This window comes from Brevundimonas sp. EYE_349, from assembly GCF_023147505.1.
Classification (GTDB): Bacteria; Pseudomonadota; Alphaproteobacteria; order Caulobacterales; family Caulobacteraceae; genus Brevundimonas.
In genome coordinates, this window is record NZ_JAHXPB010000001.1 from 248,442 (window position 1) to 260,972 (window position 12,531).

The window sequence follows — 12,531 nt, forward strand, 5'->3', positions numbered from 1 at the left end:
ATGAGCGAAGACGGCAAGATCGATTACGCCGAGGTGATGCGGCGGCTGCCGCACCGCTATCCCTTCCTGCTGGTGGACAAGGCCGAGGACTTCGTGCCCCGCACCTCCATCGTGGGCATCAAGAACGTCACCCATAACGAGCCCTTCTTCCCCGGCCATTTCCCCATCGACCCGGTTATGCCGGGCGTGCTGATCGTCGAGGCCATGGCCCAGACCGGCGCCTTGCTGATGTCCAAGACGCTGGATGTCGCGGTGGCGGACAAGGTCATCATGTTCATGTCCATCGACGGGGTGCGGTTCCGCAAACCCGCCCGCCCCGGCGATCAGTTGCGCATGGAGGTCAAGGTGATCAAGGCGCGCGGCGACGCCTACAAGTTCCGGGGCGAGACCTTTATCGACGGCAAACTGGCCGCCGAGGCCGAGTTCATGGCCATGGTGGTGACGGTGCCGGAGCCGGCCGCCTGATGAGCATCCACCCGACCGCCCTCGTCGATGCGTCCGCCCTCCTGGCTGACGGGGTGCAGGTAGGGCCGTGGTGCACGGTCGGGCCGAACGTGACGCTGGGCGAGAATGTGCGGCTGGTCAGCCATGTCGTGATCCAGCAGGACACCGCGGTCGGGGCGGACACCTCGATCCATCCCTTCGCCGTCATCGGCGGCGATCCGCAGCACAATGGCTACAGGGGGGAGGCCGTGAGGCTCGAGATCGGGCGCAACAACCTGATCCGCGAACACTGCACCTTCAACCGGGGGACGCCGCAGGGGACGGGCGTCACGGTGATCGGGTCGAACAATCTGTTCATGACCGGCGCCCACATCGGTCACGACTGCGTTGTGGGCGATAATGTCGTCATGGCCAATAACGCCACCCTGGGCGGTCATGCCCAGGTCGGGGACAAGGTCTTCCTGGGCGGCCTGTGCGCGGTTCATCAGAACGGACGGGTGGGGCAGGGCGCCATAATCGGCGGTCTGGCCGCCGTGACGCGCGACGTCATCCCCTATGGCTCGGCCTGGGGCAATCATGCGCGGTTGAGAGGGCTGAATCTGATCGGCCTGAAGCGCAAGGGCTATGGCAAGGATCAGGTGCGGCGTCTGCTGGCCGCCTATCGCGAACTGTTCGAAGGCGGGGGCGAGTTCGCGGGGCGCCTCGAGGGTGTCGCCGCCCGCTATTCCGACCTGCCCGAGATCATGGAAATCCTGACCTTCATCCGCGAGGGCGGCAGGCGGCCGCTGTGCCTGCCGAACGCGGAATGAGCGTCAAACTGGGTCTGATCGCGGGCGGCGGCGATCTGCCGCAGGCGGTGGCCCAGCGCTGCGAGGCCGAGGGGCGCGCGGTCTATGTTGTGCGGCTGGACGGGTTTGCCGGCCCGCATCTGGCGCGTTGGCCGGGCGACGATTTCGGCATGGCCCAGATCGGCGCGATCCTGAAGGCGTTGAAGGCTCAAAAATGCGGCGCGGTCTGTCTGGCGGGCATCGTCAGCCGGCCTGATTTCAAGACGTTGAAGCCGGACTTCAAGGGCGCGACCCTGCTGCCCGGCATCGTGGCCGCTGCGGCCAAGGGCGACGACGCTCTTTTGCGCAAGATACTGTCGGTGTTCGAGGCGGAGGGGTTCGCGGTCGAGGGCGCCGACGACATACTAGGCGGTGAGACGCTGGCCCCCGGCGCCTTGGGCGCGTTGACTCCGACGCCCGAGCAGCTTTCGGACCTGAAGAAAGCGCTGCACGTCGCTGAAAGGTCTGGCGAACTGGATATCGGCCAAGGGGCTGTCGTGTGCGACGGTCTGGTGCTGGCGGTCGAAGCTCAAGAGGGCACGGACGCCATGCTGGGGCGGGTCGCCAATCTGCCGGCCGACCTGCGGGGTTCGACTGCCGACAGAAAGGGCGTGTTGGCCAAGGCGCCCAAGCCGATCCAGGACCTGCGGGTCGACATGCCGGTGATCGGGCCACGCACGGTTGAGACGGCGGCGGCGGCGGGACTGGCGGGCATCGGCGGGGTCGCGGGCCGGCTGATCCTGATTGACCGCCCTGGCATTGTCGCGGCGGCGGACCGGCTGGGCCTGTTCGTTTGGGGCGAGGAACAATGAGCCGGCCCCTGAAGATCATGCTGGTTGCGGCCGAGGCGTCGGGAGACGCCTTGGGCGCGGGCCTGGCCAAGGCGCTGCGGGCGCGGCTGGGCGACGATGTGGCCTTCGTCGGCATCGGCGGGCCGCGAATGGCCACAGAGGGCGTGGTCAGCCCGTTCGACATCGCCGAACTGTCGATCTTGGGCTGGATCGAGGGTCTGCGCGCCTATGGCAAGGTCAGGCGCCGGGTCGCGGAGACAGCGGCCTTGGCCGCGCGCGAACGGCCGGACGCCGTGGTCCTGATCGACAGCTGGGGCTTCACCATTCGCGTCGCCCAGGCCATCCGAGCCGCGCGGTCGGATGTAGCCTTGATCAAATATGTCGGCCCCCAGGTCTGGGCTTCCCGTCCCGGTCGGGCCAGGACGCTGGCCGGGGCGGTCGATCATCTGCTGGCGCTCTATGGCTTTGATGCGCCCTGGTTCGAGCGCGAGGGTCTGGCGACGACCGTGGTCGGCTCGTCTGCGCTGCATATCGACATGGCCCATGCTGACGGGAAGGCCTTTCGCGCGCGACGCGGCATAGCGGCGGACACGAAACTGCTGCTGGTCTTGCCGGGCAGCCGGCCCAGCGAAATCGCGCGCATGACCCCCGTCTATGAGGAGACGGTGCGCAAGCTGAAGGCCATCGACCCCGCACTGGAGATCGCCGTGATCGCCGCGGGCACGGTGGCCGACGACGTCGCCGGCCGGATCGCGACCTGGCCCTTCCGCGTGCATCTGGTGGACGAGGCCGAGAAGTACGACGCCATGCGCGCCGCCGATGTGGCCCTGGCCACCAGCGGCACGGTCTCGACCGAACTGGCCTTGGCTGGCGCGCCAATGGTCATCGCCTACAAGATCGACGGCCTGTCGTATCAGCTGATGAAGCGGATGGTGACAGCCAAATACATCACCCTGTTCAACGTCGCCGCCGACGACCAGATCGCGCCTGAATACATTCAGCACGAGGCGACGCCGGCCCTGCTGGCTTCCGCCGTCGGTCGGCTGCTGTCCGATCCCGAAATGGCCGAGGCGCAGGCGCGGCGCCAGACGGCGGCGCTGGATCTGATGGGGCGCGGCGGGCCCGATCCGTCGGAACTGGCCGCCGACGCCGTTCTGCGCGTCATCGCGGCCAAGGTCGGCGCGGGGCCGAGCTGACCGTGGCCCGCGCCCTCAGCCCCCGTCGTGCGGCCGAGGTGCGGGCGGCGCTGCAGATGGCGGTGGCCGCGACGGCCGCGCTTTATCTGGCCACCCTTCTGCATCTGCCCCATCCCTATTGGAGCGTGATCTCGGCCATTGTGGTGGTGCAGGCCAGCGTCGGGGGAGGGGTGGTGGCGATCGCGCGAGACCGGGCGCTCGGCACAATGACTGGCGCACTCGTCGGCGCGGCGATCGCCTTCGTCCGGCCGCCGGGCATGGAGAGCCTGGCCCTCAGCATCGCCGTCTCGACGGCGGTGCTGGCCTTCTTGGGAGCCGGACGCCCCTGGTTGAAGATCGCCCCGGTGACGGCGACCATCGTCATCGCCGGGGGCGCGGGATCGGAGGGGCCCGCATCCTTGGCGCTGGATCGGGTGATGGAAATCCTGGTGGGCAGCGGGGTCGGCGTGGTCGCCATACTGGCCTTGTTTCCGCGTCATGCGCGCCAGGCGTTCAAGCTTCAGGCCCGCGAAGCGGCGGGCGAAGCCGCCGTGCTGCTGGCCCTTGTGGCCAAGGGCGACGCCAAGGATGCGGCCGAGTTGACCCGCCGTCACGCCGATTTGAAACGGCGTCTGGACGCCCTGGCCCAGGCGGCCAAGAATGTCGTCGACTTCCCTGGCGTGCAGCGCGAGACGGCCGACCGGGCCGCCCTGGCCCGCGCCTTCTGGCGGGTGCGCAGCGACATCGTCATCTTGGGCCGTGGTTTTCATGACGAGGGGGCGGATGGGCGGTTGACGCCCTGGTCCCAGGACGCCGCGCGCGCCGTCGAACGGCTGGAAGCGCTGTCGCGGGGCAAGGCCGCCGATCCTATGGGGCCCATCGACCAGAGCCTGGCCCTGTCCATCGCGGTCGAGGGCGACGACATGGCCTTGGGCGCCGCCGCCATCGGCGCGGCCCACATGCACCGGGACCTGGACGACCTGGCCGCGCGTTTCCGGGATCTGCGCCTGGTCTGATGGACCAAACGAAAACGCCGGGGAGGTCCCCGGCGTTCTGCATTTCGGATGCTGGACTGCCGATCAGCCGCGCTGGTCGATGGCCACGTAATCGCGCTCGGTCGGGCCGGTGTACAGCTGGCGCGGGCGGCCGATCTTCTGCGACGGATCCGACATCATTTCTTGCCACTGGGCGATCCAGCCCACGGTGCGGGCCAGGGCGAACAGGACGGTGAACATGGTGGTCGGGAAGCCCATCGCCGACAGGGTGATGCCCGAATAGAAGTCGACGTTCGGGAACAGCTTGCGCGAGGTGAAATATTCGTCCGACAGGGCGACCTTCTCCAGCTCCTTGGCGACCTGGAACAGCGGATCGTTCTCGCGGCCCGTGGCGGCCAGCACTTCATAGGCCGACTGCTGCATGACCTTGGCGCGTGGATCGTAGTTCTTGTACACGCGGTGGCCGAAGCCCATCAGCTTGTACTTGCGGTCCTTTACGCCCTGAATGAACTCAGGGATCTTGTCGGGCGTGCCGATTTCCTTGAGCATGTTCAGCGCCTCTTCGTTGGCGCCGCCGTGCGACGGCCCCCACAGGCAGGCGATGCCGGCGGCGATACAGGCGAACGGATTGGCGCCCGACGAACCGGCAAGGCGAACGGTCGAGGTGGATGCGTTCTGCTCGTGGTCGGCGTGCAGGGTGAAGATGCGGTCCATGGCGCGAACCAGGGCCGGATCGACGTGATAGTCTTCGGCCGGCACGGCGAAGCACATGCGCAGGAAGTTCTCGGCGTACGACAGGTCGTTGCGCGGCGAGATGAAGGGCTGGCCGACGTGGTATTTGTAGGCGCGAGCCGCGATGGTGGGCATCTTGGCGATCAGGCGGATGGCCGAGATGTCGCGCTGGATCGGATCATGGATGTCCAAGCTGTCGTGGTAGAAGGCCGACAGGGCGCCGACCGTGCCGACCATGATCGACATCGGGTGGGCGTCGCGGCGGAAGCCCTCGAAGAAGCGGTCGAACTGGGCGTGCAGCATCGTGTGGGTGGTGATGCTGTTTTCGAACTTCTCGAACTGTGCGGCGGTCGGCAGTTCGCCGTGCAGCAGCAGATGGCAGACTTCCAGGAAGTTCGACTTCGACGCCAGTTGATCGATGGGATAGCCGCGGTGCAGCAGCACGCCGGCGTCGCCGTCGATATAGGTCAGGGCCGATTCACAGGCCGCCGTAGAGGTGAAGCCGGGATCGAAGGTGAAGGCGCCCGTTCCCGCATAAAGCTTGCGGATGTCGATGACGTCCGGGCCGGTGGAGCCCGAAAGGACCGGCAACTCGATGGTCTTGTCCTCGAAGGACAGGGTCGCCGAGCCGGCGGTTTTGGCTTGTTCAGTCATGAATGCCCCTTTGCATCATACGTCCAGGCGCGGGGAGGCGCCGGGCGCTTTTTGGTTTGTGGGTGATCACTTAGTCTGTTGCAGCGCATCATCCAAGCGTCCGAGACTTTCGTCGCGACCGAGAGCGGATAAAGTTCGTGCGATGTCGGGCGAAGCTGACCCTGCGGTAAGCGCCGCGCGCATCGGCGGGCCGATTTTTCCAAAGCCCACGCGCTCGGATTCGGCGAAGGCCTTCAGTTCAGCCTCCAGGGCGAAGACGTCCCAGGACTGGAACAGGGCCAGCCGGTCGCGCAGTCGCGACAGGCGATCCAGCGTCTCGCCAGACAACAGGCCGCGGGCCTTTTCGTCGAGCGTCAGAGGTCGGGTCTTCAGCACGAATGCGGTCTGATCGGCCAAGTCTAGCACCGTCTTGGCGCGGTCCTTGACGAAGGGCATGGCGCGCTGGAGCCGGGCCTCGTCGGCCTCAGCCAGGACGTGCCCTTTCTGCAGGTGAGCGTCCAGCGCCAGCTTGGCCAGTCGTTCGTCGTCGGCCAGACGCAGCCAATGGGCGTTGACGTGGGCCAGTTTGTCGAAGTCCAGCCGAGCTGGGGCCTTGCCGATGCCGGCCAGATCGAACCAGGCGATGGCCTGGGCGTCGCTGAACAGTTCGTCGTCGCCGTGCGCCCAACCCAGTCGGGCCAGATAGTTGCGCATGGCCTCCGGCAGATAGCCCATCTCGGCGTATTCATGCACCGCCTGGGCGCCGTGCCGTTTGGACAGTTTGGCGCCATCCGGCCCGTGGATCAGCGGGATGTGGGCGAAGACGGGCCGCATCCAGCCCAGGGCGTCGTAGATCAGGCTCTGACGCGCGGCATTGTTCAGGTGGTCGTCGCCGCGAATGACGTGGGTCACGCCCATGTCGTGATCGTCCACCACCACGGCCAGATTATAGGTCGGGGCGCCGTCCGAGCGCAGTAGGACCAGATCGTCCAGATCGTCGGTCGACCAACTGACCGCGCCCTGGACCTCGTCGGGCACCGTCACCGTGGTCGATTGCGGCCGGCGGAACCGCACGACGTGGGGCAGAACCAGATCGTCAACGGTGGGCTCGCGGTCGCGCCAAGGCGATTCGAAGCTGCGCTTCTCCGCCTTGGCCTCATCGCGCAGACGGCCCGTCTCCTCGGCGGAGGTGAAGTCGCGATAGGCGTGGCCGGCTTCGAGTAGTTGATCGACCACCTCGCGGTGGCGGTCGGCGCGGCTGAACTGGAACACAGGCTCCTCGTCGGCGAACAGCTCCAGCCAGCTCAGCCCGTCGAAGATCGCCCTGACGGCCTCATCGGTGGAGCGCTCGCGGTCGGTGTCTTCGACACGGATCAGGAAACGCCCTGCGTGTCGCTTGGCGTACAGCCAGTTGAACAAGGCGGTTCTCGCCCCGCCGATATGCAGATAGCCTGTCGGCGAGGGGGCGAAGCGGGTGACGACAGTCGAAGAAGGTGAGGTCATGGGGGAGGGGTCCGTAGGCGAGGCCCTTATACGCTCCGATGCGGCAAAGCCTACCCCCGGCGCGCGATTGCAATCCTGGCTGGCCGATCAGGTCGGCGCCCAGGCGCTGCGATGGCGGCTGTGGGGGCCGGTGGCGTTCGGCGGCGGGTGCGCCTTCTATTTCGCCCTGCGGTCCGAGCCGCCGTTCTGGCCGCTGGTGTTGGCGGCGGTCGCGGCTTTTGCGTTCTGGGGCTTGGCCAAGGCGCGGGGAATGACGCGGCGCATCACATGGCCCCTGCTGCTGATCGCCTGTCTGGCGGGCGGCCTGGCGGCGGCCAAGGCGCGCACTGGCTTCGTCGCCGCCCCCATCGCACCGGTGCTCGGCGAGCCGACGGCGATCGAGGCCTGGGTGGTCGATGTGGACAGCCCTGGCCAACGCGGCGCCCGGGTGGTGATCGCTCCCGTCTGGATTCGCGGCCTGGCGCCAGACCAGACGCCGGTGCGCCTTCGCGCCACCGTGCGGGGCGAACCGCCCGAACCGGGCCGGGCCATACGTGTGTTCGCCATCCTCAATCCGCCGCCGGCGCCGGCCAGCCCCGGCGCCTACGATTTCGGCCGGAACGCCTTCTTCCAGGGCATGGGCGGGGTCGCCTTTGCGCTGGGAGAGACGCGCGAGGCGGACCTGCCCCGCCCGCCGTGGCGCCTGCGGCTGGAGATGGCGGTGAACGGCGCGCGCTACGCCCTGGCTCAGCGCATCGTGGCGCGGTTGGGCCAGCGGACGGGCGGGATCGCGGCCGCCATGACCACCAGCCACGAGACCTGGATCAGTCAGGAAGACATGGATGTGATGCGCGATTCCGGTCTGGCGCATATCCTGTCGGTGTCGGGTCTGCACATGGCCATCGTCGGCGGCTTCGTCTTCTTCGCCGTACGCCTTGGCGTCGCGGCATGGCCCTGGTTGGCGCTGCGGGTTTCGGGCAAGAAGGTCGCGGCTTTGGCGGGCCTGGTCGCGGTGGGGGTCTATCTGGTGGTGTCCGGCGCGCCGCCGCCGGCCGAGCGGGCCGCCATCACCGCCGCCATCGCCTTTCTCGCCATCCTGCTGGATCGGCAGGCGGTGACCATGCACGGCCTGGCGGTTGCGGCCTTCGTCGTGCTGGCCATCCAGCCGGAGGCTGTCGTTACGCCCGGCTTTCAGATGTCGTTCGCGGCGACCGCGGCGCTGGTGGCCTTGGTCGAGGCCTGGCCCAAGCGACCGCGCGAAATTTCCGCACCCTGGCCGATCCTGGCGATACAGCGGTTCGCCGGCTGGATCACGGCGGCGGTGGCGGCCAGCCTGGTCGCCGGCATGGCGACCGGGCCATTCTCCATGCAGCATTTCAACCGCACGGCCGTCTATGGCCTGCTGGCCAATCTCGGCACATCGCCGGTGGCGGACTTCATTTTGATGCCGGCCTTGGCGCTGGGTGCGGCGCTCGAACCCCTGGGGCTGGGCGGCCCCTTCCTGGCGGTGGCGGGATGGGGCGTCGATCTGATGCTGGCGATCGGGTCGTGGACGGCCAGCTTACCGGGGGCCGTTAGAACCATACCGAGCGCGCCCGACGTCGTTCTGCCCATCGCCTTCGTCGGCGTGCTGTTCATCTGCCTGTGGCGCGGGCGGCTACGCTGGATGGGTTTGCCGCTGGCGGCGGCGGTGCTGATCTGGCCCCGTCCGTCGGCGCCTGACCTTTGGATCGGGGACGGCGGAACAAACGCGGCCTTCAATCGGCACGGCGCGGCGGTCGTCGTGTGGCCAGGCGTGCGAGAGTTCGCCGCAGACCTGTGGTCCCGGCGAAGGGGGCTGGCCCTGACCAAGCGGGAAATGGACGGCTGGACCTGCGATCGCTTCTCGTGCCGGCCCCAAAGCCCTGTTGCTGGACCGATCGCATTATGGTGGGGCAGGCGGGCGCCCGATCCCGAACGTCTGGCGGCATTGTGCGAAACGGCCGAGGTCGTCGGACTCCGCGCCGCCGTCCCAGATATTCCCGCATCCTGCGCCGGCCGTCTGGTTCTGGACGGGGTGGATTTCTCTAAGGGCGGGGCGGTCGAACTATGGCGCGATGGCGTCGGCTGGCGCGCGGTCTGGACGACCGACGTGCGCGGCAACCGTCCCTGGACGCGCCAACCCGACCCCGATGTCAGTGATAGCGGCGCATGAGCCCCACCAGCTTGCCCTGAACCTCCACCTGATCAGGGCCGAAGATGCGGGTCTCATAGTTGCGGTTGGCCGGTTCAAGCGCGATGGAGCCGCCCTTGCGGCGCAGGCGCTTCAGGGTGGCTTCCTCGCCCTCGACCAGGGCGACGACGATCTCGCCATTGGTCGCGGTGTCGCCGCGCCGGATCACCACCAGATCGCCGTTCAGTATGCCGGCCTCGATCATAGAATCGCCCTCGATCTCCAGCACGTAGTGATCGCCCTTGCCGAGCATGGATTCCGGCACCGGTAGGCGGTCCTGTTCATGCTGAATGGCGGCGATGGGAGTGCCGGCGGCGATCTTGCCCAACAGCGGCAGATCGCGCGTGTCGTTGGCGGCCATAGGCGCGGTCTCGCGAACCGGTGCGCCGCCTTCGATCACGTCGGGCTTGAACCCGGCCCGGCCGCGCGGCGCGCCGGCGGTCGCCTGTTCGGGCAGTTTGGTCACTTCCAGCGCGCGGGCGCGGTGGGCGAGGCGGCGGATGAAGCCGCGCTCCTCCAGCGCTGTGATCAGCCGGTGGATGCCCGACTTGGAGGCCAGGTCCAAAGCCTCCTTCATCTCGTCGAACGAGGGAGAGACGCCCGTCTCCTGGATCCGTTCGTGGATGAACATCAGCAGTTCGTGCTGTTTGCGCGTGAGCATCGCCAAGCCCTCAAGCGCCCTCTCCGTAGAATCGGAACGGGCCGTGAACATTGATGATGTTCTGTAAGTGTTCCTTCCTAATGTCAACTTAACGGCCGCGCTGGCCCGCATCGGGCCAAGGAAAGCCGTGCCTCAGGCCGCCAGCAGCGCTCGCGTCGCCGCCTCGACATCGGCTTGGCGCATCAGGCTTTCGCCGACCAGTATGGCCTGGGCGTGGGCGGCTGAGACCCGCGCGACATCATCCGGCGTGAAGATTCCGCTTTCCGCGACCAGAAGGGCGCGCACAGGGCTGAGCATCGACAGGCGTTCGGTGACCTCCAAGTCGACCTCGAACGTCCGCAGCGAGCGATTGTTGACCCCCACCAGATCACCGCCCAGCGCACAGGCGCGGGCCATCTCGTTCTCGTCGTGCGTTTCGATCAGGGCGTCCATGCCGAACCGTTCGGCCTCCGCCAGCAACTCGGCCGCAAGCCTGTCGTCGATCATGGCCAGGATGATCAGGATGCAGTCCGCGCCCAGAGCGCGGCTTTCCGCCACCTGCCACGGATCGACCAGGAAATCCTTGCGCAGGCAGGGCAGGGCGACGGCCTCGCGCGCGGCGGCCAGATAGGCGTCGTCGCCCTGGAAGCTGGGGCCGTCGGTCAAGACCGAAAGACATGCGGCGCCCCCCGCCTGATAGGCGCGGGCCAAGGCGGGCGGATCGAAATTGGGGCGAATCAGACCCTTGGACGGGCTGGCCTTCTTGATCTCGGCGATCAGGGCGGGGCGACCCGTCTCTTCTTCGACCCGCTCCAGGGCGGCGCGAAATCCGCGCGGCGCCGAGGCGGTCTTGGCCATGGCCTCGATCGCGTCCTGAGACGTGGCGGCTTTTCGGGCGGCGACGTCCTCGCGCTTGTAGACGGCGATACGGTCGAGAACGTCGGTCATGCGTCGGCTTCGGGGTCCAGCGGAGTCGTGGTGATGCGGGCCAGACGCTCTAGCGCCTGTGCGGCGCGGCCGTCGTCGATGGCGGCGGCGGCCAGCACCGCGCCCTCGGCCAGATCGGCCGCCTTGTCCGCCACGACCAGGGCGGCGGCGGCGTTCAACAGGACGATGTCGCGATAGGCGCCGGCCTGGCCCGCCAGCAGGGCGCGCAAGGCGGCGGCGTTCTCCTCGGCGTCGCCGCCGCGAATGGCGTCGATGGGGCTGCGCGACAGGCCGGCGTCCTCTGGCGTGACCTGGAACCGTCGGACGGCGCCGTCCCTCCATTCGGCCACCTCGGTCGGGCCGGATGTCGCCAGCTCGTCCAGCCCCTGCCCGTGGACGGTCCAGGCGCGCGTCGCGCCCAGCCGCCCCAAGACATCGGCCAAAGGCTCCAACAGACGCGGATCATAGACGCCCATGACCTGACGCCGTGCAGACGCTGGGTTCGAAAGCGGACCCAGAAGATTGAATACGGTGCGAAAACCGATCTCGCCCCGCACGGGCCCGACGTGACGCATGGCCCCGTGATAGGCGGGCGCGAACAGGAAGCAGATACCCGCCTCGTCCAGCGCCTTCCGTTGCTGCGCCTGATCGGCCATCAGGTTCACGCCCAGGATCGACAACACGTCGGAAGAGCCTGATTTAGACGACATGGCCCGGTTGCCGTGCTTGGCGACCTTCAGCCCCGCGCCAGCCAGAACCAGGGCGGCGGCGGTGGAGATGTTGTAGGTGTGCTGACCATCCCCGCCGGTGCCGCAGGTGTCGATGACTTCGTAAGGGTGATTCAGCGTCAGGGCCGCTTCGCGCATGGCCGAAGCGAAGGCGGCGATCTCATCCACCGTTTCGCCGCGCATCCGCATGGCGGTGACGGCGGCTGCGACCTGGGACGGGGTCGGCTCGCCCCGCAGACAGGCGGCGAAGAAGTCGTGCGCCTGTTCCGACGTCAGCGGTCGGCCCTCGACCAGCCGGGCCAGGATCGGCTTGAACCCTTCCGCCATGGTCAGTCCGCCACGATCAGGCGGCCGCGAGGCGCTTTACGCCGGCGATATCGAGGAAGTTGGCCAGCATGTCATGGCCGTGTTCGGTGGCGATCGATTCCGGGTGGAACTGCACGCCGTGGATCGGACGGACGCGATGCCGCAGGCCCATGATCTCGCCGTCGGCGGTCCAGGCGGTGACCTCCAGGTCATCGGGCAGGGTTTCGCGCCGGACGGCCAGCGAATGATAGCGGGTGGCGGTGAAGGGCGAGGGCAGGCCGGCGAAGACGCTCTGGCTCTCATGCAGGATGGGCGACGTTTTGCCGTGCATCAGGGTCTTGGCGCGGATCACATCGCCGCCGAACGCCTGACCGATGGCCTGATGACCCAGGCAGACGCCCAGGATCGGCATGGAGGCCGGCGCCGTCTGGATCAGCGGCAGGCAGATGCCGGCCTGATCCGGCGCGCAGGGGCCGGGGGACAGCAGGACGGCGGCGGGGTTCAGCGCCCACGCCTGGTCCACCGTCAGGTCGTCGTTGCGCACCACATGCGTCGGCGCGCCCAACTCCGCGAGGTAGTGGACGAGGTTGTAGGTGAAGCTGTCGTAGTTATCGACGACGAGGATCATGCCTTGGCTTC

Annotated in this window: 12 protein-coding genes; 6 read left to right on the forward strand and 6 right to left on the reverse strand. The window is 67.9% G+C overall.

Going from position 1 to position 12,531, the window contains the following annotated elements; translation table 11 throughout:
• Genes fabZ through KZX42_RS01365 form a run of 5 tightly spaced genes read left to right on the forward strand, consistent with a single transcriptional unit; the run spans nucleotide 1 to nucleotide 4,253 of the window.
• Nucleotides 1-465, forward strand: a complete 465-nt coding sequence (gene fabZ, locus KZX42_RS01345) for a 3-hydroxyacyl-ACP dehydratase FabZ (RefSeq protein ID WP_248116345.1) — start codon at nucleotides 1-3, stop codon at nucleotides 463-465.
• Nucleotides 465-1,253, forward strand: a complete 789-nt coding sequence (lpxA, locus tag KZX42_RS01350; RefSeq protein WP_248116347.1) for an acyl-ACP--UDP-N-acetylglucosamine O-acyltransferase — start codon at nucleotides 465-467, stop codon at nucleotides 1,251-1,253. The genes fabZ and lpxA overlap by 1 nt, the downstream gene beginning before the upstream one ends.
• Nucleotides 1,250-2,083: a UDP-2,3-diacylglucosamine diphosphatase LpxI gene (lpxI, locus tag KZX42_RS01355; protein WP_248116349.1), complete on the forward strand. Its 834-nt coding sequence runs from the start codon at nucleotides 1,250-1,252 to the stop codon at nucleotides 2,081-2,083. The genes lpxA and lpxI overlap by 4 nt, the downstream gene beginning before the upstream one ends.
• Nucleotides 2,080-3,258 (forward strand): lipid-A-disaccharide synthase, encoded by a 1,179-nt coding sequence (gene lpxB / locus KZX42_RS01360; RefSeq protein ID WP_248116351.1) that lies wholly within the window; start codon nucleotides 2,080-2,082, stop codon nucleotides 3,256-3,258. The genes lpxI and lpxB overlap by 4 nt, the downstream gene beginning before the upstream one ends.
• 2 nt (nucleotides 3,259-3,260) lie before the next feature.
• Nucleotides 3,261-4,253, forward strand: a complete 993-nt coding sequence (locus tag KZX42_RS01365; RefSeq protein WP_248116354.1) for an FUSC family protein — start codon at nucleotides 3,261-3,263, stop codon at nucleotides 4,251-4,253.
• Between the two features lie 63 nt (nucleotides 4,254-4,316).
• Here KZX42_RS01365 and gltA read toward each other — a convergent pair whose 3' ends face one another.
• Together gltA and gltX are read right to left on the reverse strand one after the other, a co-directional pair.
• Nucleotides 4,317-5,618: a citrate synthase gene (gene gltA / locus KZX42_RS01370; protein WP_248116356.1), complete on the reverse strand. Its 1,302-nt coding sequence runs from the start codon at nucleotides 5,616-5,618 to the stop codon at nucleotides 4,317-4,319.
• Nucleotides 5,619-5,684: 66 nt separating this feature from the next.
• Complete coding sequence (gene gltX / locus KZX42_RS01375) at nucleotides 5,685-7,100, reverse strand: glutamate--tRNA ligase (protein ID WP_248116358.1); 1,416 nt, start codon at nucleotides 7,098-7,100, stop codon at nucleotides 5,685-5,687.
• On the opposite strand from gltX, the gene KZX42_RS01380 reads away from it, so the two are divergent.
• A complete protein-coding gene (locus KZX42_RS01380) occupies nucleotides 7,099-9,273 on the forward strand; it encodes a ComEC/Rec2 family competence protein (RefSeq protein WP_248116360.1) in 2,175 nt (724 codons plus the stop codon). The two genes, gltX and KZX42_RS01380, sit on opposite strands and share 2 nt — an antisense overlap.
• Here KZX42_RS01380 and lexA read toward each other — a convergent pair.
• From lexA to KZX42_RS01400, 4 genes are all read right to left on the reverse strand, one after another.
• Entirely contained in the window at nucleotides 9,254-9,952 is a 699-nt protein-coding gene (lexA, locus tag KZX42_RS01385; RefSeq protein WP_248116362.1) for a transcriptional repressor LexA, read from the reverse strand. The genes KZX42_RS01380 and lexA overlap by 20 nt on opposite strands.
• 132 nt (nucleotides 9,953-10,084) lie before the next feature.
• Nucleotides 10,085-10,879 (reverse strand): indole-3-glycerol phosphate synthase TrpC, encoded by a 795-nt coding sequence (trpC, locus tag KZX42_RS01390; protein ID WP_248116364.1) that lies wholly within the window; start codon nucleotides 10,877-10,879, stop codon nucleotides 10,085-10,087.
• Nucleotides 10,876-11,913 (reverse strand): anthranilate phosphoribosyltransferase, encoded by a 1,038-nt coding sequence (gene trpD / locus KZX42_RS01395; RefSeq protein ID WP_248116366.1) that lies wholly within the window; start codon nucleotides 11,911-11,913, stop codon nucleotides 10,876-10,878. Before trpD ends, trpC begins: the two co-directional genes overlap by 4 nt.
• Nucleotides 11,914-11,929: 16 nt before the next feature.
• Complete coding sequence (locus tag KZX42_RS01400) at nucleotides 11,930-12,520, reverse strand: aminodeoxychorismate/anthranilate synthase component II (RefSeq protein ID WP_248116368.1); 591 nt, start codon at nucleotides 12,518-12,520, stop codon at nucleotides 11,930-11,932.
• Between the last annotated feature and the right edge of the window lie 11 nt (nucleotides 12,521-12,531).